Genomic DNA, 24,295 nt, shown 5'->3' on the forward strand with positions numbered 1-24,295 from the left:
GGCCCGGGCGATGGGCCCGGCAAACCAGGCTCCCCAGCCCCGGAACGGGCTCTAGAGACGGGTGTTGTGCATTTAGCGACCGCAATAAGGAACAATGGGGGAGTGATTTGGCAGTTCAATGTCGGGTATGGCTGGAAATCCGCTGGCGGGGCTAGCTCGCCGCCGACCAGGCTCGCGAGGACGGGCCAACTCGAATCTGGAGGGAGCACTCGATGGCGGCGATGAAGCCCCGGACCGGAGACGGTCCTCTGGAAGCAACTAAGGAGGGGCGCGGCATCGTAATGCGGGTACCACTTGAAGGTGGTGGCCGTCTCGTCGTCGAGTTGACACCCGACGAAGCCGCCGCCCTGGGCGACGAACTCAAAGGCGTCACCAGCTAGTCCGCCAAGGTGTCGGGGGCAGCTAAGAACACACCTTCCGGTAGATCTCTAGCGTCTGCTCAGCGACGTGCGCCCAGGAGAATTCCTCGATGCAACGCTGGCGTCCGGCGCGACCGTAGCGCTCGGCTTTTGCCGGGTCCGCGACGAGTTCATTGACCGCTTCAGCCAATCTCGCCTGATATCCGCTTCCGTCGTCGGCGTCGTAATGCACCAGCGAGCCGGTGACTCCGTCGACGACCACCTCCGGAATTCCGCCCACGTCGGAGGCCACCACCGCGGTTGCACAGGCCATCGCCTCCAGGTTCACGATGCCCAACGGCTCGTACACCGACGAGCACACGAAAACTGTCGCCGCCGAAAGTATTTCGCGCAGTTCCCCGATGGGCAGCATTTCCCGGATCCAGAACACGCCGGTGCGGGCGCGGGCGAGCTCGTCTACCGCGGCGCGTACTTCGTCGGCGATCTCCGGAGTATCGGGAGCGCCGGCGCACAAGACCAATTGCACGTCCGGGCTGAAGTGGTGCGCGGCAGCGACCAGGTGACCGACGCCCTTCTGCCGGGTGATCCGCCCGACGAATGCCACCATCGGCCGGTTCGGATCGACGCCGAGCTCGGCCAGCACCGACCCGGAGTCCACCGGCCCGGCCGGATGCCATACGTCGGTATCGACCCCATTGCGGATGACGTGCACCTGGCTGGGATCCAGCGTGGGGTAGACACGCAGCACGTCTTCGCGCATCCCGGCGCTCACCGCGATCACGGCATCGGCTGCCAGTATCGCGGTGCGCTCCACCCACGTCGAGACCCGGTAGCCGCCGCCGAGTTGTTCGGCCTTCCACGGCCGCAGCGGTTCCAGTGAGTGGGCGGTCAGAATGTGGGGGATGTCGTAGAGCAACGCGGTCAGGTGCCCGGCCATGCCGGTGTACCAGGTGTGCGAATGCACGACCGTCGCCTCGGCTGCGGCGTTGGCCATCACCAGATCCGTGGACAGCGTGGACAACGCGGCGTTGGCATTCTGGATCCGTGGGTCGGGCTGATGCGCGATAGCACCCGGGCGTGGTGCGCCCATGCAGTGCACGTCGACCGTGCACAGTCGGCGCAGTTGGGCGACGAGCTCGGTGACGTGTACGCCGGCTCCCCCGTAGACGTCTGGTGGGTACTCCCGAGTCATCATCGCCACCCGCATACACCGCACCGTAGTTTGCTTGCGACGCCGCTCGCGAGTCGGATGGAAAAGCCGCTGGTGAATTCCGCGGCGACGCCGCCGCGCGCCGGGCGGCACAATGGATTACGGTGAGCGGCGCGTCAAGTTTGCCAAATACCTTGACGGACAGCCCGTCAGAACGGCGGCCGGGGGGATTCCCCCTGGCAGCGGTTTGCGGCGGCCGATAGGTTTGGAGCCATGAGGGAAGCACCACACGTGCTGGGCATCGTCCTGGCCGGCGGTGAGGGCAAGCGGCTGTATCCGCTCACCGCGGACCGGGCCAAGCCCGCAGTTCCCTTCGGGGGCGCCTATCGCCTGATCGACTTCGTGCTTTCCAACCTCGTCAATGCGCGTTATCTGAGGATCTGCGTTCTCACGCAATACAAGTCGCATTCACTTGACCGACACATTTCGCAGAACTGGCGGTTGTCCGGTCTCGCCGGCGAGTACATCACCCCGGTGCCGGCGCAGCAGCGCCTGGGCCCGCGCTGGTACACCGGCTCCGCCGACGCGATCTATCAATCCCTGAACCTGATCTATGACGAAGACCCCGACTACATAGTGGTTTTCGGCGCCGACCACGTGTACCGGATGGACCCCGAGCAGATGGTCCACTTCCACATCAACAGCGGGGCCGGCGCCACCGTCGCGGGCATCCGGGTGCCGCGCACCGAGGCCTCGGCGTTCGGTTGCATCGACTCCGACGACTCCGGCCGGATCCGCAGTTTCGTGGAGAAGCCGCTCGAGCCGCCGGGCACCCACGATGACCCGGAGACCACGTTCGCCTCGATGGGCAATTACATCTTCACCACCAAGGTGCTCGTCGATGCGATCCGCGCCGACGCCGACGACGACCACTCCGATCACGACATGGGCGGCGACATCATCCCGCGATTGGTGAGTGACGGGATGGCCGCGGTCTACGACTTCAACGACAACGAGGTTCCCGGCGCCACCGACCGCGACCGGGCCTACTGGCGCGACGTCGGGACGCTGGACGCGTTCTACGACGCGCACATGGACCTGGTGTCGGTGCACCCCGTCTTCAACCTGTACAACCAGCGCTGGCCGATTCGCGGCGCCACGGAGAACCTGGCGCCGGCGAAGTTCGTCAACGGTGGCTCCGCCCAGGAGTCGGTGGTGGGTGCGGGCAGCATCATCTCGGCGGCGTCGGTACGCAACTCGGTGCTGTCGTCGAACGTGGTGGTCGACGACGGAGCGATCGTCGAGGGCAGCGTGATCATGCCGGGCGTCCGGGTCGGCCGCGGCGCGGTGGTCCGTCACGCGATCCTGGACAAGAACGTCGTGATCGGTCCCGGCGAAATGGTCGGGGTGGATCTGGAAAAGGACCGGGAACGCTTCGCGATCAGCGCCGGCGGCGTGGTCGCGGTGGGCAAAGGCGTCTGGGTCTAGCTGCCCGGCTACCAGACGTAGGGCAGTAGCCGATAGCGCACCTGCTGCGCGTACTCGGGGTATCCGGCCAATTCACCGATGAGCATTTTTTCCTCGTCGCGAATCCGGAACACGAGTGCCAGCAGGCTCGGAATGACGAGGCAAAGCCCCCAATACGAGCCCAGCGCCAACGGGACACCGATCATCATGATCACGCTTCCGAAATACATCGGGTGCCGGACGAGTCCGTAGACACCGCTGGAGACCAGGCGCTGGCCGCTCTCCACGGTGATGGTGGAAGCCGCGTAGCCGTTTTGCACCACGACCAGCATGCCGATCCCGAGTCCGATCAGCACCAGCACGTCACCGAGCACGCAGACCCATCCGGGTGGATGTGACCAGCCCATCCGATGATCGAAGGCGCTGACCACCAGCATCGCGACGAGTCCGGTGAACATGCCGGTCATCACGATCTTCTGCAACGGTCGGGCTTCGGCCTGGGGGCCGCCGTGCATCCGGCGTTCCAGCGCCGCGGGGTTGGTGCGGGCCAGGTAGGCGCTCGGCAAGATCGTCGCCACCATCGAGGTCGCGATAAAAACCCAAGCCTGCCAGTAGTTGAGCGTGCCGGCCGGCAGGAACAGCAGCACGCCCAGCACGGCCAATCCGAACAGCGACGATGCCGTCGCTCGAACACCGGTGTTCATGGGCGCAGATCCCGTCGCCGGAATGCCATGGCCCCCAATACGATCAGTGCGGCGTCGATGATCAGCAACCACAGCAGCGGCACGGCGGTGAAGCTGTCGCCGACCCGCGGAACGTGCGCGAAGGGCTCGAGATCAAGGACCCACTGCGGGAAGCCCGCCAACGAACCGATCAGGTACAAGGCGATGAACCCGATCAGTACGCCCCACGCCGCCGGCGTGAAACGCGGTGCGAGACCGAACAATGCGATCGTGACGGCCGACGCCAGCCAGATGGCCGGCAACTGTGCGGCAGCGGTGCCGATCACGATGGCCATCTTGCCGCCGACGTCGCCGGCCGCGACGCCGTAGAGCAGCCCGCCCGCCGCCCCGGCGGCCAGCATCGCCACCGCCGACCCGAGCAGAGCGGCCACTAAATGGCTTGCCAGCCAACGATTTCGGGAAACCGCCCCGGCCAGCACCGTTTCCGCGCGCAGACCGGATTCTTCCTGGTGCGGTCGCAGGGTGAGCGAGACGGCAAACGCGGATGCCACCATGCCCATCATGTTGAACGCCACCGCGATGAAGGCCTCCTCCAGCACGGAGGTACCGCCCATCCGCGTGACGATGTCGCGTGCCACGCCGCCGCTGATTTCGTCGCCGATGCCATGCGCCACGCTGCCCATCACCAGGCCGTACAGGCACAGGCCCACCGTCCACAGCAGCAGCGCGCCGCGGTCCAGCCGCCACGCCAGCCCGAACACGTTGCTCAACGCTCGCGCGGCGCCGGCCGGCCCGGCTCGCTCGGCGACGAGTCCCGCGCCGACGTCGCGGCCGGCCAGCAGCCGATACGCCACGGCGGCCAGCACGGTCGCAGTGACCAGATGCAGCAGCAGCACCCACCAGTGATCGCCCGCGTAGGGCCGCACCTGCAGCGACCAGCCCAGCGGCGAGAACGACGACAGCGTGCCGGAGCTGGCATCGCCGATCGCGCGCAGCGTGAACGCGGCTCCCAGCACCGCGAAGGCGGCACCGCGAGCGAATCGTGCGCTCGCCGACAGCTGCGCGGTCACCGCGGCCACCGCCGTGAACACCACGCCGGAACCGGCCAGCGCGGCACCGAATGCCAGCGATCCGCCCGCCGGGACGTTGGTGGAGAGCAATCCCGCCGCGCCGATCGCGCCGGTCGCGATCGAGGCCCCGAACGACAGGATCAGCGCCGCGGTCAGGCTCGCGTACCGTCCCACCCCGGTCGAGTCCACCAGTTCGGTCCGGCCGCTTTCCTCGTCGGCGCGGGTGTGCCGGATCACCGTCAAAATGACGGCGACGGCGATCAGCACGTGGAACATCCCGGCCTTCCAAAGGCCCACCGCGCCAAGGCTGTCGTTGTAGACCTGCCCATAGAGGGCGCGCTGTGCCGGGCTGGCCATGATGGTCGCCGCGAATCCGGCGCGGGCGGCCTGGGTGGCATAGACCTTCTCGATACTTCCGATGTAGACCGTCGCCAACGGGAGCGATAGCAGCAGAACCCACAACGGCATCGAGATCCGGTCGCGGCGCAGATAGAGGCGCAGCATGCTCAGCGTTCCGGTGAAATTCGAACCTCGGTGCGGGGCAAAGCGTCCCGGGCGTTCCAGGGTTGCGGTGCTCATTATGCCGAGACCTTCTTGTCGCTGCGTCCGGTGTCGTAGTGGCGCAGGAAGAGCTCCTCGAGCGTCGGTGGCTGGCTGACCAGGCTGCGCACCCCGGCGTCGCCCAGCACCCGGATGAGTTCGCCGAGGCTGTTGCTGTCGACCTGCGCACGCAGCGTGTTGCCGACGACGCTGATGTCCTCGACTCCCTTGATTCGGGTGAGATCGCCCGGATCGCCGATCATTTCGGCCTTGATGGAGGTACGGCTGAGATGCCGCATCGAGTCCAGCGAACCGCTCTCGATGGTCTGGCCGGCCCGGATGATGGTCACCGTTTGGCACAGGGCTTCCGTTTCGGCCAGGATGTGGCTGGACAGCAACACCGTCACGCCACGGTCGCGCGCCTCGGCGACGCACTGCTGAAAGATGTTCTCCATCAACGGGTCAAGGCCGCTGCTGGGCTCGTCCAACAGCAGCAGGCTGGCCCGCGACGAAAAGGCCGAAATCAGGGAGACCTTTTGGCGGTTGCCCTTGGAGTAGGTGCGCGACTTCTTGGTCGGGTCGAGGTCGAAGCGTTCGATCAGTTCCCGGCGCCGGACATCGTCGATGCCGCCGCGCATGCGGGCCAACATATCGATGGTCTCGCCACCGGTCAGCGACGGCCAGAGGGTGACATCACCTGGCACATAGGCGATTTGACGGTGCAATTCGACCGCGTCGGTCCACGGGTCACCGCCCAGCAGTCGCACGCTTCCGCCGTCGGCCTTCACCAGGCCCAACAGGATGCGGATGGTGGTGGACTTGCCGGCGCCGTTGGGGCCGAGAAAGCCGTGCACCTCACCTTGACGCACCGTGAGGTCGAGGCCGTCGAGCGCCCGCACCGCACCGAAGTTCTTGGTGAGGTTGCGGATTTCGATGGGCGCGATATCAGCTGGCATGGGACCCTCCTTGATCTTCTGCGGCCAGGAACGCGTCGTACATGGTGCGGTCTGCCATCAATCCGTCGGTGTAGATCTCCAGCGCGGGCAGCACCATATCGCGGGCGTAGTCGCGAAGGACTGCCCGCAAATCTGTTGGGGTTGGATGCATTTGGATATAGAGCAGCAGACCGCCGCCCGAGGTGATGGCCAGAAATTTAGCCCTGGCGTGCGGATCGCGGCTGGGCTTGATCGTCCCGGCCCGCACTCCGTCGGCGAAGTAATCCTCGGCATTGTCAATCATTCGCTGCCACAACATCATCGCCAGCTCACCGCCGGTCTGCAGGCTGCGCACCACGTAGCCCGTCAGCGCCGCGTAGGACTCGATCTCTGCCATCTGCGCCAGCCAACTGGCCGGATCGTTGGACGTGAGCGCCTCGGACTTGCTGTCGTGGATCTCTTCGGCGACGTAGTCGTCGCACGCCTTGCGCAGGCCTTCTTTCGACCCGAAGTGATGAATGACCAGTGCAGCGCTCACGCCGGCGGCCTCGGCGATGGTGCGCAGCCCGACGGCGAAGCCGTGCTGAGCGAATTGCTCGATCGCCGCATCGCGTATCCGAGCGGCGGCGGTCAGGTCGGCTGAACGCATGTTCAGTACGCTAAACGCTCGTTCAGTCGAAGGTCAAGGGGGCGCGCGTAAGGGATGCGTAAAAGAAATCGACCCGATGCCGGCTGGGCGTGCAGTGCGAGGTGCGCCGGGCCCGGTCGGCTAGTCGCGGACCGCGGCCAGGACGCCGTCACCGAGCGGCACCAGCGCGGGCGTCAGCCGCTCGTCCTCGGCGATCAACCGGGCGGCCTCCCGGACCGCGACCACCTCGGCGTCGCGCGCCGCGGGATCGCCGGCCCGCCCGCCCAGCGCGGAGCCATGCACGACGATGATGCCGCCGGATCTCAGCAGCCGCACGCCCTCGACGACGTAATCGGGCTGGTCGATCGCGTCGGCGTCGACGAACACCAGGTCATAGGACTCGTCGGCGAGCCGGGTGAGGACCTCTTGGGCGCGGCCGCTGATCAGCCTGGTGCGCGACGGGCCGATGCCGGCTTCGGAGAAGGCCTGCTTGGCCAGCCGCAAATACTCGGGCTCGATATCGATCGTGGTCAGCACACCGTCGTCGCTCATCCCCGACAGCAACCAGAGTCCGCTGACCCCGGCGCCGGTTCCCACTTCCGCGACCGCCTTGCCGCCGCTGAGCTTGGTCAGCAGGCTCAGCAGCGCGCCGACCGCGGGCGTCACCGCCCGGGCGCCGATGTCGACCGAACGTTCGCGGGCGCCTGCCAGAATCGCGTCCTCCGATATCGACCCCTCCGCATGCGCGGAGAGCGATTCGGCCCGACTGGGGGCGGCCTGGCCGGGGGTTTCTTCGTCGGTGCCGTCCATGCCCGCAGCGTATTCCATGGGCGCGCGCCATTCGTCAGGCGCGCGGAGAATCCGACCGTTCCGACACGCCCGACGACCCGGGCGCGGCGTAAGTCACTCCACTCCGGATATGCCCTGCTTACGCCAGGTAACGATAAGGTTTCTCAGGCAAACCTCAGACTGCTCCTATACCCCGCATACGCCGATACGCGACGGTGTCGGTATGGAACGTGGAGGACGTTGGGCGGGGAATACAGATTGGCAACTTCGTGTTGCCGCGGAAGACGAACTGCCGTCACTCGGCAGGGCAAATTATTCGGAGGATTCGATAAACACCACTCTCTTAAGCCCGAGCACCATGCCGCACGCCCAGGAATGCCCGGACGACGAATGGGTCGAACCGGCCGAGGGGTTGCAGGGCACGGCGGTGTTCGACGCGACCGGGGACAAGACGACGATGCCGTCGTGGGACGACTTGGTGCGCCAGCACGCCGACCGGGTGTACCGGCTGGCCTACCGGCTGTCGGGCAACCAGCAGGATGCCGAGGACTTGACCCAGGAGACATTCATCCGGGTTTTCCGCTCGGTGCAGAACTATCAGCCCGGAACCTTCGAGGGCTGGCTGCACCGCATCACCACGAATTTGTTCCTTGACATGGTGCGCCGGCGCGCCCGCATCCGGATGGAAGCGTTGCCGGAGGACTACGACCGGGTCCCGGCCGACGAGCCCAACCCCGAAGAGATCTATCACGATGCCCACCTGGGCCCCGACCTGCAGGCCGCGCTGGATTCGCTGCCGCCGGAGTTTCGTGCCGCGGTGGTGCTGTGCGACATCGAAGGCCTGTCCTATGAGGAGATCGGCGCCACCCTGGGCGTCAAGCTGGGCACCGTCCGCAGCCGCATCCACCGCGGACGTCAGGCTTTGCGCGACTACTTGGCCGCGCATTCCGAGCCGGAAACCCACGCCAAATCGGCTTAGGCCGGTTATCCGCACCGCCCGCGGGCCCGATTATCATGCGATTTCGCGAGATCCATAGCGGTGCTGGGCACCTTGTCGCGCTACATTCGAGGGGTACGTGGCAGCGAAAGGAGCTGGTGATGGCCGACCGGGGACATGTTTTCCGCCGCGCGTTCTCCTGGCTCCCCGCACAGTTCGCCTCCCAGAGTGATGCGCCGGTCGGCGCGCCGCGCCAATTCGGCTCGACCGAGCATCTGTCCGTCGAAGCGATCGCCGCGTTTGTCGACGGTGAGCTGCGGATGAACGCCCACTTGCGGGCGGCCCATCACCTCTCGCTGTGCCCGCAATGCGCGGCCGAAGTCGACGATCAGGGCCGGGCGCGTGCGGCGCTGCGCGACTCCCACCCGATCCGCATCCCCAGCACCCTGCTCGGGATGCTGTCGGAGATCCCGCACTATCCGCCCGACGACACGCCATCGCAGGCGGCCGACCGTTTCGCTGATCGCGATGTGCGCGACCAGCGTAAGCGCCGGTAGCACTCGGGTTGCCCCAGCTCGTGGGTTCATGCCGACCGGTTAGCCACCGTGGATACTAGGGTGGACACGGACAATTCTGTGCCTGGTGCTCGCCCTGGACAGGGTCGGCGTGCGAGGCCCGTTTCGAGCACTCAAGTAGAGGATTCATGACCTCCGACCAAGGCAACGACGGCGGCGACAACGGAGCCAACCGCCTGGCGCCGCGCCCCATTTCCCGGCCACCGGTCGACCCTGCATCGCGTCAGGCCTTCGGTCGCCCCGATGGGCTGCAGGGATCCTTCGTCGCGGAGCGAGTGCGCCCGTCGAAGTACCGGGAAGAAGGCGAGTTCAGTCCGCACGATCAACGCCGCGACCCGGTGTTGCAGGAGGCCTTCAGCAAGCCGGTCGGCGGCACCGAGACATTGCAGCGCCACCCCGTCGACGCCAGCGCGCTGGCGGCCGAGCAGAACGGTTTCGACGAGGACGAGTCGGACGATCCGTGGCGGGATCCGGGCGCCGCGGCGGCGCTGGGAACCCCGGCCGTCGCCCAGACCGCCGCGCATACGCCGTCGGGCTACGGCGGCAAGCTTGGCGTGCGCGACGTCCTCTTCGGCAAGAAGGTGTCCTACCTCGCCCTGGCCGTCCTGTTCGTCATCGCGCTGGCCATCGGCGCCGTCGGCGGGCTGATCGGCAACAAGACGGCCGAGGTCGTCGAAGCCTTCACCACCTCCAAGGTGACGTTGTCGACGAATAACAACACCGAAGAACCGGCGGGTCGCTTCGCCAAAGTGGCGGCCGCGACCGCCAACTCGGTGGTGACCATCGAGTCCAAGAGCGAACAAGAAGGCATGCAGGGTTCCGGCGTCGTCATCGACGGCCGCGGCTACATCGTCACGAACAACCACGTGATCTCCGAGGCCGCCAACAACCCCAGCCAGTTCAAGACGACCGTGGTGTTCAACGACGGTAAGGAAGTGCCCGCCAACCTGGTCGGCCGCGACCCCAAGACCGACCTGGCCGTGCTCAAGGTCGACAACGTCGACAACCTGAGCGTGGCGCGGCTCGGCGACTCGGACAAGGTCCGTGTCGGCGACGAGGTGATCGCCGCGGGTGCACCGCTGGGCCTGCGCAGCACCGTGACGCACGGCATCATCAGCGCACTGCACCGACCCGTCCCGTTGTCGGGGGAGGGATCTGACACCGACACCGTCATCGACGCCCTGCAGACGGATGCCTCGATCAACCACGGCAACTCCGGCGGTCCGCTGATCGACATGGACTCTCAGGTGATCGGCATCGATACCGCAGGAAAGTCGTTGTCCGACAGCGCAAGTGGTCTGGGCTTCGCGATCCCGGTCAACGAGGTCAAGTCGGTGGCGCAGACCCTGATCAAAGACGGCAAGATCGTGCACCCGACGCTCGGCGTCAGCACCCGCTCGGTGAGCAACTCGATCGCCGCCGGGGCCCAGGTCGCCAACGTGAAGGCGGGCAGCCCGGCGCAAAAGGGCGGAATCCTGGAAAACGACGTCATCGTCAAGGTCGGTACCCGCAAGGTCGCCGACGCCGACGAGTTCGTCGTCGCCGTGCGTCAGCTGACCATCGGGCAGGACGCCCCGATCGAGGTGGTCCGCGATGGCCGCAACGTCACACTGACCGTCAAACCCGACCCCGACAACGGCTAATGTTCGCCAATGTCGGCTGGGGGGAGATGCTCGTCCTCGTCGTGGTCGGGCTGGTAATCCTTGGCCCGGAACGACTTCCGGGTGCGATCCGCTGGGCGTCGACCGCGTTGCGTCAGGCCCGTGACTACCTCAGCGGCGTCACCAGCCAGCTGCGCGAGGACATCGGGCCCGAGTTCGACGACCTGCGCGGCCCGCTGAGCGAGCTACAGAAATTGCGCGGCATGACGCCGCGCGCGGCGCTGACCAAACATCTGCTGGACGGCGACGATTCGCTGTTCACCGGTAATTTCGAGCGGCCCGTCAACGGCGCCGCGCCGCAGCCGTCGGCCGAATCCCCGGGGCCGAACGGGAGCCCGACGTTCGGGGTCGGGCAGCACGGCCCGGCGCCGTTCGACACCGACGCCACCTGAACGGCCGCTAGTGCCGGGTCGGGTCGAGTCCCAGTGACACGCCTGCCAATCCACGCTTTCGCGCCGACAGCTTGTCGGCGATACCGCGCAGCTCCTTGCCCACCGGCGAATCGGGCGCGCTGAGCACGATCGGCACACCGGAATCGCCGGCGGCGACCAGCGCCGGATCCAGCGGGATCTGACCAAGCAGCGGCACGTCGGCGCCCACCGCGCGGGAGAGGCGCTCGGCGACCTGCTCGCCGCCACCCTCGCCGAACACCTGCATGGTCGAGCCGTCCGGCAGGACCAGCCCAGACATGTTTTCGACGACGCCGACGATGCGCTGGCGGGTCTGCAGCGCGATGCTGCCGGCCCGTTCGGCGACTTCGGCGGCGGCCAGCTGTGGCGTGGTCACGACCAGGATTTCCGCATTGGGGATCAGCTGGGCCACCGAGATGGCGATGTCGCCGGTGCCGGGCGGCAGATCGAGCAGCAGTACGTCCAGATCGCCCCAATAGACGTCGGCCAGGAACTGCTGCAACGCCCGGTGCAGCATCGGCCCGCGCCACACCACCGGGGTGTTGCCCTCGGTGAACTGGGCGATCGAGATGACCTTCACCTCGTGGGCAATCGGCGGCAGGATCATCGACTCGACCTGGGTGGGCCGGTCGGTGGTGCCCATCATCCGGGGAATCGAATGGCCGTGGATGTCGGCGTCGAGCACGCCGACCGATAGACCGCGTGCGGCCATCGCGGCGGCCAGATTGACCGTGACGCTCGACTTTCCGACGCCGCCCTTGCCGGACGCGACCGCGTAGACCCGGGTCAGCGAGCTGGGCTGGGCGAACGGGATGACGGGCTCGCTGGCGTCGCCGCGCAACTGCTTACGCAGCTCGGTGCGCTGCTCGTCGTTCATCACGTCGAGGCTGACTTTCACCGCACCGGTGCCGGGGACGTCGGCGACGGCCTGGCTGACGCGGTCGGTGATTTCGGTCTTCTTCGGGCAGGCCTCGGTGGTCAGGTAGATCCCGACGTGCACGCCGCCGTCGGACGCGATATCGATGCTCTTGACCATCCCGAGTTCGGTGATGGGACGCCGCAATTCGGGGTCGATCACCTTGCCCAGTGCGGTGCGGATGGCTGCGTTCAACTCGGCAGTGTCATGACGGGACATCACCGCCGAGTGTAGGCGTCTCGGCTTTTGCCCCGCTGGCAGGCGTCAGGCGGGCGGAACGGATGCGTGCGGAGCAGACGCCTGAGGAGCCGGCGCTGGTGCTGCAGGCGCCTGAGGAGCGGGCGGCGGCGGTGGTGCGAACGGCGGCGGTGGTACGGCCTGCGGCGCCCACGGCGGGGCGGCGTTCGGCGGCGGGGCCAGTGGTCCAAACGGCTGCGGTCCCAGCTGCGGTCCACCCGGCGGCGGGGTTTGCGAGTTGATGCAGATCACCGTGCACCCGGGCATGTGCCCCTGCGTCGGCGCCTGGGCGGGCGGTGTCATCCAGGGGAACATCGGCGACGACGGGCTGAGCTGCTGCGGCGGCTGGCCGGTCAGGTCGATCAGCGGCATCCGCGCCATCGGGTCGTCCTGCGGCAGGCCGATCATGTTGATCGGCAGGCCGGGCCCGAGTCCCTCGGGGTGCTCGTCGTGTGCGTTGCCAAGCGGGGGCGGCGGTCCCGTGATCGGCGGCAGGTCGACCGGAACCACGCCGGTGGCGTAGGCCGCGGCCCAGCCCAGCACGTTCTGCGCGTAGGGCGTCGAGTTGTTGTAGCGCAGGATCGCGGCCATCACCCCTGCGGGGTCGCGCAGGTTCAGCCCGCCGCTGCACAAGTAGCGGGCGGCCGTCAGCGTGGAGTCGAACAGGTTCTGCGGGTCGGCCACGCCGTCGCCGTCGCCGTCGGCGGCGTAGCGAGCCCAGGTGCCGGGCAAGAACTGCATGGGCCCCATCGCGCGGGCATACGTGACGCGATTGCCGACGCTGCTGGAGACGATGACCTCGTTGCCGGGCAACGTGCCGTCCAGTGAGGGGCCGTAGATCGGGGTGACCGCGGTGCCGCGGGCGTCGACCGCGCCGCCGCCGGCGTGCCCGGATTCGATGCGCCCGATGCCGGCCAGCAAGTTCCAGCTGACGCCGCACCCGGGCTCGGATATTGACATCTTTTGTTCGGCGTTGCGGTAGGCGGTCAGCGCCATCATCGGAATGCCCAGCGCGCCAGGCGCATTCACCACCCTCGGCGGTGGCGGTGCCGAGGTGGCGCCCGCCGCGACGTGGAAGGCCGTCGGCGCCCGGTCGATGGCGATGACCACTGGTCCGGACAGGTCGGGAACAGTGGGGGACACGGCGGCGACCGGGGTGATGACGGCATGCACCGACGGGATGGGGCTCTTTCCGTGTCCGTGCAACGGCTCAGGCGTGGCGCCGACGGCACCCGCGAACACCAGCGGACTGATCACGGCAACGCTGAATGCCTGTGCCCGAGTTACCGGAAGCCCCCGCTTCCGCACCGCCGCGACGGCCGGGTGTGCACTTGAGCGACCCCCTATGCGCACTCCACCGTCCTAGGTATGTGGGTCGCCGGGGACGCTGTGAGCTGCCGGAAACCTGTTCTTAGCCTCGTGAACTAGATCACCATACATAACTCTTGTGACGGGAGTGGCGCAATGGTGGATTCGGTATTCACGGGGATCTCTTAGTGGTCCGCCGCAGGTCCGCCGGGGGTCAGGACCGGGCCGTCACCGCCGCGACGGGGGCTCCTCCATCGGGATGTGCGCGTCCGGGCCGGTCAGCAGGGTGCGCAGTTCTTCCAGCTCATCGCGCAGATATTCGCGGGTGACGACCTCGCCGATCGCCAACCGCAGCGCGGCGAGCTCACGGGTTAAGTATTCGGTGTCGGCTTTGGTCTGGGCGGCGCGGCGACGGTCTTCTTCGAGTGTGACCCGGTCCCGGTTCTCTTGACGGTTCTGGGCCAGCAGGATCAGTGGCGCGGCGTAGGCGGCCTGCGTGGAGAAGGCCAGATTCAGCAGGATGAACGGGTACGGGTCGAAGCGCAAACTCACCGCGGCCAGGTTCACCGCGATCCACACAATCACGATGAGGGTCTGGATCAGCAGGTAGCGGCCGGTGCCGAAGAAGCGTGCGATCGCCTCGGTGCTCTGGCCGACGGTTTCTGGGTCCACGCGCAGTGAGATCCCGCGTGATGTCCGCGGGGTGTACAGCCGCCGCACCGGCGGTGATTTGCTCACGAGGCCCCCTCGGTCGCATCGGCGCCTCTGACAACGGCGGTCAGCTCTTGGGCGCGCGCGCGCCAATCGTGCGGCAGTAGGTGATCGAGCAGGTCGTCCACGGTGACCGCCCCCAGCAGGTGGCGTTGGTCGTCGACGACGGGTCCGCACACCAGGTTGTAGGCGGCGAGGTAACGCGTCACGGAGGCCAGGGTGGTCTCCGGCGCCAGGGTGAGCAGATCACTGTCGACGATTCCGCCGACCAAATCGCTCGGCGGTTCGCGAAGGAGTTTCTGCAGCGGGACGCAGCCCAGGTACTTCCCGGTCGGCGTGGCCGTCGGTGGACGCGTCACGAACACCATGGACGACAGCGCGGGGGTGAGGTCGGGATCGCGGACCAGGGCCAGTGCCTCGGCCACCGTGGTGTCGGCGGTCAGCACCACCGGGTCGGACGTCATCAACCCGCCCGCGGTGTCGGGGGAGTGCTTCAAAAGCCTTCGCACCGGGGCGGATTCGTCGGGGTCCATCCGGGCCAGCAGCAGCTCGGCATCGGTCGGATTCAGCTCGCCGAGCAGGTCGGCGGCATCGTCGGGGTCCATCTCCTCGAGCACGTCGGCCGCGCGTTCGGTGCCCAGGTGCGACAGCGCATCGGCCTGTTCCGACTCGGGCAACTCCTGCAGGATGTCGGCCAATCGGTCGTCGCTCAGGGCCGTGAACACCTCGGTGCGCCGCTTGGCCGGCAGCCCACGAATGGCGTCGGCCACGTCGACCGCGCGGCGTCCCTCGAATTGGTTGAGCAGTTGTGCCACCGCCTGGCCGGGCATCGCCAACGCCGACGGCGTCAATCCGTGCACGCTTTGCCAGTCGACCACGTGCGCCGGCCCGCGCCGTCCGAGCCGACGCTGGCTTCGCACGGCGATCCTGGTCACCAGCCAGTCGCGGGTCCGGGATTGTTCGATGCCCAGGTCGGTGATCACGACGTCGCGCCCGACCAGCTCCGGGAGTTCGGGGTCGTTGACCGTGACGGGAGTGTCGAGGATCTGACCGATCGCCAGCACCTCGCCCGGACGCTGTTCGAAGTGGCGCAGGGACACGCTTCCGGTGTTCAGCGTCACAGCGTTGGGCTCGATCGCGGCGACCCGCAGAATCGGGATGAAGATGCTGCGGCGCGTCGCCAAATCGACGACCAGGCCCAACACCCGTGGTTGCTGACGGACGATGCTGATGCTGATCACGACATCGCGGATGCGGCCGAAGTTTTCGCCCATTGGACCCAACACCAACATCCGCGCCAGCCGCGCCACGTACACCCTGTTGACCGATGCCATGGGAGAGAGCCTAGGCAGCCAGTCGCGCGATGGCAGCGAACCGGCTCTGGCGAGCCTCGCTAATGGGAATGCACCGCAAAAATCATCACGATCAGAGCCACGACCAGGGTCGCGATGCCGATCACAATGCCGGCGACGGCCATGCCGTATCCGTCTTGGCGCGTCCGCTTGATCTGGTCGAGCGCGATCGTGCCCAGCACGATCGCCACGATCCCGCCGACGCAGCAGAACAAGCCGGTGAACGACGAGATCAGCGCCGCGATCGCCATCCCGTTCGTCCCGGACTGGACGGCCTGAGGCGACCAGTAGTCGCCCGGATAATCCGGTGCCGGGTAATAGCCGCCGGGATACGGCGGAGGACCGTAGCCCGGTGGTGGGCCGCCGAATTGCGCCGGCCCCGGCGGGTAGGACGGGCCGCCTGGCGGCTGCTGATAGCCGAACGGTGGGGTGTACTGCGGGTAGTCGATGGTCGGCGAGTACGGCGGGGGCGGATAGTCCGCCGGTGGCGGCGCTCCCGGGGAATCCCAGGGGGCTGCCCATCCCGGCTGCTCGGGGCGCTGCCCGCCGGCCGCGTGCGGATCCGCGGCGTCTTCGCCGCTGGCACCGCCGGGAGCTGTCATGGTGTTCAACCTAGCCTGCAGGCTGCCTCGATAGGGTGGGAGGGCCGAGGTGAAACTACGGTCGCGGCGTAGGAGAATGAGCTCTAATGACAAGTCCTTTCCAGCCTGGCCAAGTCCCCGGCGCAGCTTCCACTGGCGCGGCCGCGGGGCGGCGCGGTGTGCCGCAATTGCCGACTCCGCCCAAAGGCTGGCCGGTGGGCTCCTATCCCACCTATGCCGAGGCGCAGCGCGCCGTCGACTACCTGTCCGAGCAGCAGTTCCCGGTGCAGCAGGTGACGATCGTCGGCGTCGATCTGATGCAGGTGGAACGGGTCACCGGCCGGCTGACATGGACCAAAGTGTTGGGCGGCGGTGTGCTCAGTGGGGCCTGGCTCGGTCTGTTCATCGGGTTGGTGCTCGGCTTCTTCAGCCCCAACCCGTGGGGCGCGCTGGCGACCGGCTTGGTCGCCGGGGTGTTCTTCGGCTTGATCACTTCCGCTGTTCCGTACGCAATGGCCCGTGGCACAAGGGATTTCAGCTCGACAATGCAGTTGGTCGCCGGCCGTTACGATGTACTCTGCGATCCGCAGAATGCCGAGCGGGCTCGGGATTTGCTTGCGCGCCTGGCGATCTGACGGCCGGATAATTTGGTGCTGAGTCGCCACGGGCGGGTGCGCCGGGCAAGCGCACTCGTGCTGGCGATTCTGACCGCGGTCTCGGTGCTGTCGGCGTGTGGGTCCGGCAACAACGGGCTGGTGGTCACCTTCTACACCCCGGCCGCCGACGGTGCGACGTTCGCCGAAGTCGCCCAGCGCTGCAGCCAGGACTCGGGCGGCCGGTACACCGTCGCGCACGTCAGCCTGCCCAGGGAGCCCGGCGCGCAACGGTTGCAATACGCCCGCCGGCTTACCAGTCATGACCGCACGCTGGACGTGATGTCGCTGGACGTCATCTGGACCGCGGAGTTCGCCGAAGCGGGCTGGGTGCTGCCGCTGTCCGACGACCCGGCCGGCCAGGCCGAGGGCGACGCGACCGTCGATACCCTGCCGGGCCCGCTTGCGACGGCCGGCTGGAAACACCGGCTGTACGCCGCGCCGATTACCACCAATACCCAACTACTTTGGTACCGACCAGATTTGGTGCATCAGCCGCCCCACGACTGGAACGGGATGGTCGCCGAGGCGACCCGGCTGCACGCCGCCGGCAAGCCCAGCTGGATCGCTGTGCAGGCCCACGAGGATGAGGGTCTGGTGGTGTGGTTCAACACGCTGCTGGTCAGCGCCGGGGGCCAGGTGCTCTCCGAGGATGGCCAACACGTCACTCTGACCGATACCCCCGCACACCGGGCCGCGACGATCAGCGCGCTGCGGATCCTCAAGTCGGTGGCCACCGCGCCTGGAGCGGACCCGTCGATCACCCGCACCGACGCGAGCACGGCGCGCCTGGCGGTCGAACAGGGCAACGCCGCACTGGAAGTCAACTGGCCCTATGTGCTGGCGTCCATGCTGGAGAACGCGGTCAAGGGCGGCGTGAGTTTCCTTCCGCTCAACCAGAATCCAGCATTGGCCGGCAGCATCAACCAGTTCGGCACCTTCGTGCCCACCGACGAGCAATTCCACATCGCCTACCAGGCCAGCCAACGCGTGTTCGGCTTCGCGCCCTACCCCGGCGTGGTCCCGGGCCGCCCGGCCAAGGTGACGATCGGCGGGCTGAACCTGGCGGTGGCCAGCACCACTCGGCACAAGGCCGAAGCGTTCGAAGCGATCAGGTGCCTACGCAGCCTGGCGAATCAGAAGTACATCTCGATGGCAGGCGGTCTGCCGGCGGTGCGGACGTCGCTGTACTCCGACCCGCAATTCCAGACCAAGTATCCGATGTACACCGTAATTCGCCAGCAGCTGACCGATGCCGCGGTGCGTCCCGCGACGCCGGTCTATCAGGCGGTGTCCATTCGGCTGGCGGCGGCGCTGAGCCCGATCACCGAGATCGACCCGGACCGCACCGCCGACGAACTCACCGCCCAGGTGCAAAAGGCCATCGACGGCAAGGGGCTGCTGCCGTGACCGGCGTGCCCCGACTCTGGAACCGCCCGCCGGAACAGCGGCTGGCTTTCATCCTCGTCGCACCCGCGGCGACCCTGATGCTGGCGGTGACGGCCTATCCGATCGGTTACGCGATCTGGCTGAGCCTGCAGCACAACAATCTGGCAACCCCGAACGACACCAGGTTCATCGGTCTGGCCAATTACCAAACGATCCTGACCGACCGGTATTGGTGGACCGCGCTGGCGGTGACGCTGGCCATCACCGTGGTGTCGGTGTCGATCGAGTTCGTGCTCGGTCTGGCGCTCGCGCTGGTGATGCATCACACCCTGATCGGCAGGGGCCTGGTGCGCACCGCGGTGCTCATCCCGTACGGCATCGTCACGGTGGTCGCCTCGTACAGCTGGTACTACGCCTGGACGCCGGGCACCGGCTATCTGGCCGACCTGCTGCCCCACGGCAGTGCGCCGCTGACCGAGCAATTTCCGTCGTTGGGCATCGTGGTGATCGCCGAGGTCTGGAAGACCACGCCGTTCATGGCGCTGCTGCTGCTGGCCGGGTTGGCGGTGGTCCCGGGGGACTTGCTGAAAGCCGCGCAGGTCGATGGTGCCGGCGCCTGGCGGCGGCTCACCAGGATCATGCTGCCGATCATCAAGCCGGCGGTCGTGGTCGCCCTGCTGTTCCGGACCCTGGACGCCTTCCGCATCTTCGACAACATCTACGTGTTGACCGAGGGCAACAACAACACCGGCTCGGTGTCGATCCTGGGCTACGACAACCTGTTCCAGGGCTTCAACGTCGGCCTGGGCTCGGCGATCAGCGTGCTGATCTTTGTCTGCGTGGGCATCATCGCGCTGATCTTCATCAAGGTGTTCGGCGCTGCGGCCCCCGGCGGTGACGTCGATGAGCGCTGAGCGCAGCGGCGCGCGGCGCACCGCGTTGTGGGCCGTCATCAATACGCTGGTCGTGGTGTACGCGCTGCTGCCGGTGCTCTGGATTCTCAGCCTGTCCCTGAAGCCGTCGTCAACTGTCAAGGACGGCAAGCTGATTCCGTCGTCGGTGACGCTGGAAAACTATCGCGGGATCTTCCGGGGCGACTTCTTCACCTCGGCACTGATCAACTCCATCGGGATCGGGTTGATCGCCACCGCGATCGCGGTGCTGCTGGGCGCGATGGCGGCCTATGCGATCGCCCGGCTGAACTTTCCCGGCAAGCGACTGCTGATCGGTTTCACCCTGCTGAGCACCATGTTCCCGGCGATCTCTCTGGTCACGCCGTTGTTCGAAATCGAGCGCGCCGTCGGGCTTTTCGACACCTGGCCAGGCTTGATTCTGCCCTACATCGCTTTCGCGCTGCCGCTGGCCATCTACACCTTGTCGGCCTTCTTCCGGGAAATCCCCTGGGATCTGGAGAAGGCGGCCAAGATGGACGGTGCCACGCCGGGGCAAGCCTTCCGCAAGGTCATCGTCCCGCTGGCGGCGCCCGGACTGGTGACCGCGGCGATCCTGGTGTTCATCTTCGCCTGGAACGACCTGCTGCTGGCGCTGTCGCTGACCGCCACCAAGGCGGCGATCACCGCGCCGGTGGCCATTGCCAACTTCGGAGGCAGTTCGCAATTCGAGGAACCGACCGGATCGATCGCGGCCGGTGCCATCGTGATTACGGTGCCGATCGTCGTGTTTGTTCTAATCTTCCAACGACGGATTGTCGCCGGGTTGACCTCAGGCGCCGTGAAGGGATAGCGCGATGGCCGAGATTGTGCTGGAGCACGTCAACAAGAGTTACCCCAACGGGCACACGGCGGTGCAGGACCTGAACCTCACCATCGCCGACGGCGAATTCCTGATCCTGGTCGGCCCGTCCGGCTGCGGCAAAACCACCACACTGAATATGATTGCCGGCCTTGAGGATATCTCGTCGGGCGAGCTGCGGATCGGCGGCGAACGAGTCAACGAGAAGGCGCCGAAGGACCGCGACATCGCGATGGTGTTCCAGTCCTATGCGCTGTATCCGCACATGACGGTCCGGCAGAACATCGCCTTCCCGCTGACCCTGGCGAAGATGAAGAAGACCGACATCGCGCAGAAGGTCGAGGAGACGGCCAAAATCCTTGACCTGAGCGAACTTCTGGACCGCAAGCCCTCCCAGCTGTCGGGTGGGCAACGGCAGCGGGTCGCGATGGGCCGGGCCATCGTGCGCCATCCGAAGGCGTTTTTGATGGACGAGCCACTGTCCAATCTGGACGCCAAGCTGCGGGTCCAGATGCGTGGTGAGATCGCCCGGCTGCAGCGCCGGCTGGGCGCCACCACCGTCTACGTCACCCACGACCAGACCGAGGCGATGACGCTGGGTGATCGCGTCGTGGTGATGCACGGCGGTGTCGCGCAGCAGATCGGCACGCCCGGGGAGCTCTACGAGCGTCCGGCGAATCTGTTCGTCGCGGGGTTCATCGGCTCGCCTCCGATGAACTTCTTTCCCGGCACGCTGACATCGTCCGGGCTGACGCTGCCCTTCGGCGACGTGCTGCTGACCCCGGACGTCCAGGACGTGATCGCCGGGCACCCGAAACCGGAAAACGTCATCGTCGGGGTGCGGCCCGAACACCTGCTGGACGCCGCGTTGATCGACGGCTACCAGCGCATCACGGCGGCGACCTTCGAGGTGAAGGTCGACCTGGTCGAATCGCTGGGCGCCGACAAGTACGTGTACTTCACCACCACGGGATGCGACGTGCACTCGGCGCAGCTCGACGAGCTGGCCGCCGAGTCCGAGATAGCCGAAAACCAGTTCGTGGCACGGGTTCCCGCCGAGTCGAAGGCTGTCATCGGCCAGTCGGTCGAATTGGCCTTCGACACCGCGAAACTCGCCGTGTTCGACGCCGATTCCGGGGCGAACCTGACCGTGCCCGCAGGACGGTGAGCGAAATACTGAACCGGGTACGGGCGCACCTGCGCGAGCACTTCGCGACGGCAGGGCAGTGGGGTGAGCCCGATTCGGCGAGCGTGACATTTCTGGGGACCGAGCCGATGGAGGTGCTGCGATTCCGCGCGAAAGACGGGTTGGTGCAGTACGTGTCGCTGGGGTGCTCGCGCCATCCGATGGGCGACCCCACCGAGATCGTCGTCGACGCGCAGCGCGGCCCGCGCGCCGAGATCGGGCTCTGTCTGCGAGACCCCGGGCCGGCCACCGGAATCGCCCGCAGCCTGGCGATACTGGCGGCCTCGCCGGCCGTCGACGGTGTGGTGCTCGTTGCGGACGCGCTGATAGATCTCGGCTCGCCGCTGTGGGCATTGCCGTCGCGGCGGGTGCCGTTCACGGCTGTTCTGTTGGGCCGCAGCGATATTGCGGATCTGCCGCTGGAGCCGCCGTGCGACCCGGTGGTGTTTCTCTCGGCCACGCCGATCACCGCGACCGAGGCGGCGTGGGTGCGGCTCAAAGGCGCCGAGGCTATGCGGCAGGCCTGGCGCAGCGACGGCGTCGACGTGCTGGACCCCAATCGCCGTGCAGCACAGCCGAACTGACTTCACACTCGACCGACTGTCGGTCGAGTGTGCATCCATGGCGGCGTAGGCGCACAATCCCCACCCAGGACGCACACTCGAATGCTGAAACGCGAACCGAACTGACTTAAAGCCAGTTGTTCCTGCGGAATTGGAAGTACAAGATGAGGCAGGCGGCCGTCATCAAGCCCATGATCCCCGGGTAGCCATACGTCCAGTCCAGCTCGGGCATGAAATGGAAGTTCATCCCGTAAATGGCGGCCACCATGGTGGGCAGCGCCGCGATACCGGCCCAGGCCGCCATCTTGCGCATGTCGTTGTTCTGCTGCATGCCGACGCGCGCCAACGCCGCCTGCACCAGCGAGTTGAGCATGTCGTCGTAGCTGGCGATCTGGTCTGCGGCCTCGGCGTGGTGATCGCCGACGTCGCGCAGGTAGCGCCGGACCTCTTTGGAGATCACGTCCTTGTTCTCCACCTGGATTCGATGGAATGCGGCCGACAGCGGGTTAACGCAGCGGCGTAGCTCGACGACCTCACGCTTGAGCATGTAGATCGGCTCGATGTCGAGCTTGCGGCCCGGGGCGAACGCCACTTCCTCGATGCTGTCGATGTCGGCTTCCATCAGCCGGGTCACCTCGAGGTAGTGGTCCACGACGTGGTCGGCGATCGCGTGCATCACCGCGAAGGGGCCCAGCGTCAGCTGTTCTCCGTCGGCTTCCATGCTCTTGCGCACGTCGGCCAGCCCGCTGTGCTCGCCGTGGCGGACCGTCACGACAAAATCCTTGCCGACGAAGACCATCACCTCGCCGCTCTGCACGATCTCGCGCGCCAGCGCCACCGATTCGTGCGGGACGTACTGGACCGTCTTGAGTACCAGCACCAGCGTGTCGTCGTAGCGCTCCAACTTGGGTCGCTGATGTGCGCACACCGCGTCTTCGACGGCCAACGGGTGCAACCCGAAAACGTCCGCGACTTCCTTCATCTGGGTCTCGTCCGGCTCGTGCAAGCCAACCCAGACGAACGCCTCGTGCCCCAGCATCTCGATCTGGTGCACCTTGCTGCAGGCGGCCGGGTAGGAGAACTTGCCGGGCAGCCGGTGGCCGCCGACGTAGACGGCGCAGTCGATCAGGGCCTCGTGCGGCGTGGGTTGAGGCGGGGGTTCTGGCTGCGGCTCGTGCGCGATCGTACGAAGCGCTTCCGGTAGTGCGTCGAAACCCTCGAACACCTCAACCTCCTATCCGAGTGCAGGTCTCGCGGAGCGGTGCTCCATGCTACGCGTACTGGTAAAACGCGGGATGAAAAGGCATGCGACGGCCACGGACTGACGACGCTTGCCCGACGGGCGACAGCGAATTCGCGGTGGCATCGGACCGGCGGTTTCGGGCAAGCAAGGGTGCGCTAGTTTCGACCCGAAGCCAAACGACCGAACTTTCTCCATAAGGAGCCAATCGAAGTGAGTGCAACTCCTCTGAAGGTCGCCGTCACCGGTGCCGCCGGCCAGATCGGCTACAGCCTGCTCTTCCGCCTGGCCAGTGGCTCCCTGCTGGGACCCGACCGCCCGATCGAACTGCGGCTGCTTGAGATCGAGCCCGCGCTCAAGGCGCTCGAGGGCGTCGTGATGGAGCTCGACGACTGTGCGTTCCCGTTGCTGTCCGGCGTCCAGATCGGCGCGGACGCCAACAAGATCTTCGACGGCGTGAACCTGGCCCTGCTGGTCGGCGCGCGGCCGCGCGGCCCGGGCATGGAGCGCAGCGACCTGCTGGAAGCCAACGGCGCGATCTTTACCGCGCAGGGCAAGGCGCTCAACTCGGTTGCCGCCGACGACATTCGCATCGGCGTGACCGGTAACCCGGCCAACACCAACGCGCTGATCGCATTGAGCAACGCCCCCGACATCCCCAAGGAGCGGTTCTCGGCGCTGACCCGCCTCGACCACAACCGGGCGATCTCGCAGCTGGCCAAGAAGACCGGTGCCGCGGTCACCGACATCAAGAAGGTGACCATCTGGGGCAACCACTCGGCCACCCAGTACCCCGACATCTTCCACGCCGAGGTCGGCGGCAAGAACGCCGCGGAGGTCGTCAACGACCAGGCCTGGATCGAGAACGACTTCATCCCGACGGTCGCCAAGCGCGGCGCGGCGATCATCGACGCGCGCGGCGCCTCGTCGGCCGCCTCGGCCGCCTCGGCCACCGTCGATGCCGCACGCTCCTGGCTGCTGGGTAGCCCGGCGGATGACTGGGTGTCGATGGCGGTCTTCTCCGATGGCTCCTACGGCGTGCCGGAGGGCATCGTCTCGTCGTTCCCGGTGACCACCAAGGACGGCAACTGGTCCATCGTGCAGGGGCTGGAGATCGACGAGTTCTCCCGCGGCCGCATCGACAAGACCACCGCCGAGCTGGTCGAGGAGCGCGCCGCCGTTACGGAACTGAAGCTGATCTGA

At 66.9% G+C, this 24,295-nt stretch carries 24 protein-coding genes and 1 pseudogene; 13 read left to right on the forward strand and 12 right to left on the reverse strand.

Annotation, left to right across the window (positions count from 1 at the left end):
* Positions 1 to 212 precede the first annotated feature (212 nt).
* On the forward strand, positions 213 to 380 hold the full coding sequence (locus LMQ14_RS06840; RefSeq protein WP_003406247.1) for a DUF3117 domain-containing protein: 168 nt from the start codon (positions 213 to 215) through the stop codon (positions 378 to 380).
* 22 nt (positions 381 to 402) lie between these two features.
* Here LMQ14_RS06840 and glgA read toward each other — a convergent pair whose 3' ends face one another.
* Positions 403 to 1,566 carry a glycogen synthase gene (gene glgA / locus LMQ14_RS06845; protein ID WP_267734024.1) on the reverse strand — a complete coding sequence of 388 codons (1,164 nt, stop codon included), beginning with the start codon at positions 1,564 to 1,566 and terminating at the stop codon, positions 403 to 405.
* Positions 1,567 to 1,782: 216 nt separating this feature from the next.
* On the opposite strand from glgA, the gene glgC reads away from it, so the two are divergent.
* A complete protein-coding gene (glgC, locus tag LMQ14_RS06850; protein ID WP_267734025.1) occupies positions 1,783 to 2,997 on the forward strand; it encodes a glucose-1-phosphate adenylyltransferase in 1,215 nt (404 codons plus the stop codon).
* Positions 2,998 to 3,005: 8 nt separating this feature from the next.
* Here glgC and LMQ14_RS06855 read toward each other — a convergent pair whose 3' ends face one another.
* The 5 genes from LMQ14_RS06855 to LMQ14_RS06875 all read right to left on the reverse strand — a co-directional run bounded on the left by LMQ14_RS06855 (position 3,006) and on the right by LMQ14_RS06875 (position 7,642).
* Positions 3,006 to 3,680: a methyltransferase family protein gene (locus LMQ14_RS06855; protein WP_267734026.1), complete on the reverse strand. Its 675-nt coding sequence runs from the start codon at positions 3,678 to 3,680 to the stop codon at positions 3,006 to 3,008.
* Positions 3,677 to 5,308 carry an ABC transporter permease gene (locus tag LMQ14_RS06860; protein ID WP_267734027.1) on the reverse strand — a complete coding sequence of 544 codons (1,632 nt, stop codon included), beginning with the start codon at positions 5,306 to 5,308 and terminating at the stop codon, positions 3,677 to 3,679. The genes LMQ14_RS06855 and LMQ14_RS06860 overlap by 4 nt, the downstream gene beginning before the upstream one ends.
* Positions 5,308 to 6,225: an ABC transporter ATP-binding protein gene (locus tag LMQ14_RS06865; RefSeq protein WP_267734028.1), complete on the reverse strand. Its 918-nt coding sequence runs from the start codon at positions 6,223 to 6,225 to the stop codon at positions 5,308 to 5,310. The genes LMQ14_RS06860 and LMQ14_RS06865 overlap by 1 nt, the downstream gene beginning before the upstream one ends.
* Positions 6,215 to 6,853, reverse strand: coding sequence for a TetR/AcrR family transcriptional regulator (locus LMQ14_RS06870; RefSeq protein ID WP_267734029.1), 639 nt, complete (start codon positions 6,851 to 6,853; stop codon positions 6,215 to 6,217). Before LMQ14_RS06870 ends, LMQ14_RS06865 begins: the two co-directional genes overlap by 11 nt.
* A 120-nt stretch (positions 6,854 to 6,973) precedes the next feature.
* Positions 6,974 to 7,642, reverse strand: coding sequence for an O-methyltransferase (locus LMQ14_RS06875; protein WP_267735391.1), 669 nt, complete (start codon positions 7,640 to 7,642; stop codon positions 6,974 to 6,976).
* A 202-nt stretch (positions 7,643 to 7,844) separates the two neighbouring features.
* On the opposite strand from LMQ14_RS06875, the gene sigE reads away from it, so the two are divergent.
* From sigE to tatB, 4 genes are all read left to right on the forward strand, one after another.
* Positions 7,845 to 8,600, forward strand: a complete 756-nt coding sequence (sigE, locus tag LMQ14_RS06880) for an RNA polymerase sigma factor SigE (protein WP_267734030.1) — start codon at positions 7,845 to 7,847, stop codon at positions 8,598 to 8,600.
* Positions 8,601 to 8,719: 119 nt separating this feature from the next.
* Positions 8,720 to 9,115 carry an anti-sigma E factor RseA gene (gene rseA, locus LMQ14_RS06885; protein ID WP_267734031.1) on the forward strand — a complete coding sequence of 132 codons (396 nt, stop codon included), beginning with the start codon at positions 8,720 to 8,722 and terminating at the stop codon, positions 9,113 to 9,115.
* 146 nt (positions 9,116 to 9,261) lie between these two features.
* Complete coding sequence (locus LMQ14_RS06890; RefSeq protein ID WP_267734032.1) at positions 9,262 to 10,776, forward strand: S1C family serine protease; 1,515 nt, start codon at positions 9,262 to 9,264, stop codon at positions 10,774 to 10,776.
* On the forward strand, positions 10,776 to 11,186 hold the full coding sequence (gene tatB, locus LMQ14_RS06895) for a Sec-independent protein translocase protein TatB (RefSeq protein WP_267734033.1): 411 nt from the start codon (positions 10,776 to 10,778) through the stop codon (positions 11,184 to 11,186). The genes LMQ14_RS06890 and tatB overlap by 1 nt, the downstream gene beginning before the upstream one ends.
* 7 nt (positions 11,187 to 11,193) lie before the next feature.
* On the opposite strand, the gene LMQ14_RS06900 is transcribed toward tatB, so the two are convergent.
* From LMQ14_RS06900 to LMQ14_RS06920, 5 genes and pseudogenes are all read right to left on the reverse strand, one after another.
* Positions 11,194 to 12,339, reverse strand: coding sequence for an Mrp/NBP35 family ATP-binding protein (locus tag LMQ14_RS06900; RefSeq protein ID WP_267734034.1), 1,146 nt, complete (start codon positions 12,337 to 12,339; stop codon positions 11,194 to 11,196).
* Positions 12,340 to 12,384: 45 nt separating this feature from the next.
* Positions 12,385 to 13,710, reverse strand: coding sequence for a lytic transglycosylase domain-containing protein (locus LMQ14_RS06905; RefSeq protein ID WP_267734035.1), 1,326 nt, complete (start codon positions 13,708 to 13,710; stop codon positions 12,385 to 12,387).
* A gap of 183 nt (positions 13,711 to 13,893) precedes the next feature.
* Complete coding sequence (locus tag LMQ14_RS06910) at positions 13,894 to 14,403, reverse strand: DUF1003 domain-containing protein (RefSeq protein ID WP_324291112.1); 510 nt, start codon at positions 14,401 to 14,403, stop codon at positions 13,894 to 13,896.
* Positions 14,402 to 15,710 (reverse strand): annotated as a pseudogene (locus LMQ14_RS06915) (magnesium transporter MgtE N-terminal domain-containing protein); the annotation flags it as partial. The pseudogene LMQ14_RS06915 and the gene LMQ14_RS06910, both read right to left, overlap by 2 nt.
* A 59-nt stretch (positions 15,711 to 15,769) precedes the next feature.
* The gene (locus tag LMQ14_RS06920; protein WP_267734036.1) at positions 15,770 to 16,330 is read right to left on the reverse strand and encodes a DUF4190 domain-containing protein; all 561 of its coding nucleotides are present in this window, start codon (positions 16,328 to 16,330) and stop codon (positions 15,770 to 15,772) included.
* Between the two features lie 86 nt (positions 16,331 to 16,416).
* Between LMQ14_RS06920 and LMQ14_RS06925 the strand changes: the two genes are divergently transcribed.
* From LMQ14_RS06925 to LMQ14_RS06950, 6 genes are read left to right on the forward strand one after another with little or no spacing between them, the layout of a single operon-like run.
* The gene (locus tag LMQ14_RS06925) at positions 16,417 to 16,944 is read left to right on the forward strand and encodes a general stress protein (protein WP_267734037.1); all 528 of its coding nucleotides are present in this window, start codon (positions 16,417 to 16,419) and stop codon (positions 16,942 to 16,944) included.
* A 12-nt stretch (positions 16,945 to 16,956) separates the two neighbouring features.
* On the forward strand, positions 16,957 to 18,372 hold the full coding sequence (locus LMQ14_RS06930) for an extracellular solute-binding protein (RefSeq protein WP_267734038.1): 1,416 nt from the start codon (positions 16,957 to 16,959) through the stop codon (positions 18,370 to 18,372).
* A complete protein-coding gene (locus tag LMQ14_RS06935) occupies positions 18,369 to 19,265 on the forward strand; it encodes a carbohydrate ABC transporter permease (protein ID WP_267734039.1) in 897 nt (298 codons plus the stop codon). Before LMQ14_RS06930 ends, LMQ14_RS06935 begins: the two co-directional genes overlap by 4 nt.
* Positions 19,255 to 20,094, forward strand: a complete 840-nt coding sequence (locus LMQ14_RS06940) for a carbohydrate ABC transporter permease (protein WP_267734040.1) — start codon at positions 19,255 to 19,257, stop codon at positions 20,092 to 20,094. Before LMQ14_RS06935 ends, LMQ14_RS06940 begins: the two co-directional genes overlap by 11 nt.
* A gap of 4 nt (positions 20,095 to 20,098) precedes the next feature.
* A complete protein-coding gene (locus LMQ14_RS06945; protein WP_267734041.1) occupies positions 20,099 to 21,271 on the forward strand; it encodes an ABC transporter ATP-binding protein in 1,173 nt (390 codons plus the stop codon).
* Entirely contained in the window at positions 21,268 to 21,873 is a 606-nt protein-coding gene (locus LMQ14_RS06950) for a suppressor of fused domain protein (protein WP_267734042.1), read from the forward strand. Before LMQ14_RS06945 ends, LMQ14_RS06950 begins: the two co-directional genes overlap by 4 nt.
* Positions 21,874 to 21,979: 106 nt before the next feature.
* Here the strand turns inward: LMQ14_RS06950 and corA are convergent, their stop codons facing one another.
* Entirely contained in the window at positions 21,980 to 23,077 is a 1,098-nt protein-coding gene (gene corA, locus LMQ14_RS06955; protein ID WP_267734043.1) for a magnesium/cobalt transporter CorA, read from the reverse strand.
* Between the two features lie 228 nt (positions 23,078 to 23,305).
* On the opposite strand from corA, the gene LMQ14_RS06960 reads away from it, so the two are divergent.
* Positions 23,306 to 24,295, forward strand: a complete 990-nt coding sequence (locus tag LMQ14_RS06960) for a malate dehydrogenase (RefSeq protein ID WP_267734044.1) — start codon at positions 23,306 to 23,308, stop codon at positions 24,293 to 24,295.

This window comes from Mycobacterium sp. Aquia_213 (assembly GCF_026625985.1).
In the GTDB taxonomy this organism is placed as follows: Bacteria; Actinomycetota; Actinomycetes; order Mycobacteriales; family Mycobacteriaceae; genus Mycobacterium.

Bases quoted from the DNA above. Each gene is read 5' to 3' on its own strand.
- LMQ14_RS06940 (WP_267734040.1), top strand. From the start codon at position 19,255: ATGAGCGCTGAGCGCAGCGGCGCGCGGCGCACCGCGTTGTGGGCCGTC.
- LMQ14_RS06860 (WP_267734027.1), bottom strand. From the start codon at position 5,308: ATGAGCACCGCAACCCTGGAACGCCCGGGACGCTTTGCCCCGCACCGA.
- sigE (WP_267734030.1), top strand. From the start codon at position 7,845: ATGGAACGTGGAGGACGTTGGGCGGGGAATACAGATTGGCAACTTCGT.
- LMQ14_RS06900 (WP_267734034.1), bottom strand. From the start codon at position 12,339: ATGTCCCGTCATGACACTGCCGAGTTGAACGCAGCCATCCGCACCGCA.
- glgA (WP_267734024.1), bottom strand. From the start codon at position 1,566: ATGCGGGTGGCGATGATGACTCGGGAGTACCCACCAGACGTCTACGGG.
- LMQ14_RS06875 (WP_267735391.1), bottom strand. From the start codon at position 7,642: ATGGACGGCACCGACGAAGAAACCCCCGGCCAGGCCGCCCCCAGTCGG.
- LMQ14_RS06925 (WP_267734037.1), top strand. From the start codon at position 16,417: ATGACAAGTCCTTTCCAGCCTGGCCAAGTCCCCGGCGCAGCTTCCACT.
- rseA (WP_267734031.1), top strand. From the start codon at position 8,720: ATGGCCGACCGGGGACATGTTTTCCGCCGCGCGTTCTCCTGGCTCCCC.
- tatB (WP_267734033.1), top strand. From the start codon at position 10,776: ATGTTCGCCAATGTCGGCTGGGGGGAGATGCTCGTCCTCGTCGTGGTC.
- LMQ14_RS06890 (WP_267734032.1), top strand. From the start codon at position 9,262: ATGACCTCCGACCAAGGCAACGACGGCGGCGACAACGGAGCCAACCGC.
- LMQ14_RS06920 (WP_267734036.1), bottom strand. From the start codon at position 16,330: ATGACAGCTCCCGGCGGTGCCAGCGGCGAAGACGCCGCGGATCCGCAC.
- LMQ14_RS06840 (WP_003406247.1), top strand. From the start codon at position 213: ATGGCGGCGATGAAGCCCCGGACCGGAGACGGTCCTCTGGAAGCAACT.
- LMQ14_RS06865 (WP_267734028.1), bottom strand. From the start codon at position 6,225: ATGCCAGCTGATATCGCGCCCATCGAAATCCGCAACCTCACCAAGAAC.
- LMQ14_RS06870 (WP_267734029.1), bottom strand. From the start codon at position 6,853: ATGCGTTCAGCCGACCTGACCGCCGCCGCTCGGATACGCGATGCGGCG.
- LMQ14_RS06945 (WP_267734041.1), top strand. From the start codon at position 20,099: ATGGCCGAGATTGTGCTGGAGCACGTCAACAAGAGTTACCCCAACGGG.
- glgC (WP_267734025.1), top strand. From the start codon at position 1,783: ATGAGGGAAGCACCACACGTGCTGGGCATCGTCCTGGCCGGCGGTGAG.
- LMQ14_RS06855 (WP_267734026.1), bottom strand. From the start codon at position 3,680: ATGAACACCGGTGTTCGAGCGACGGCATCGTCGCTGTTCGGATTGGCC.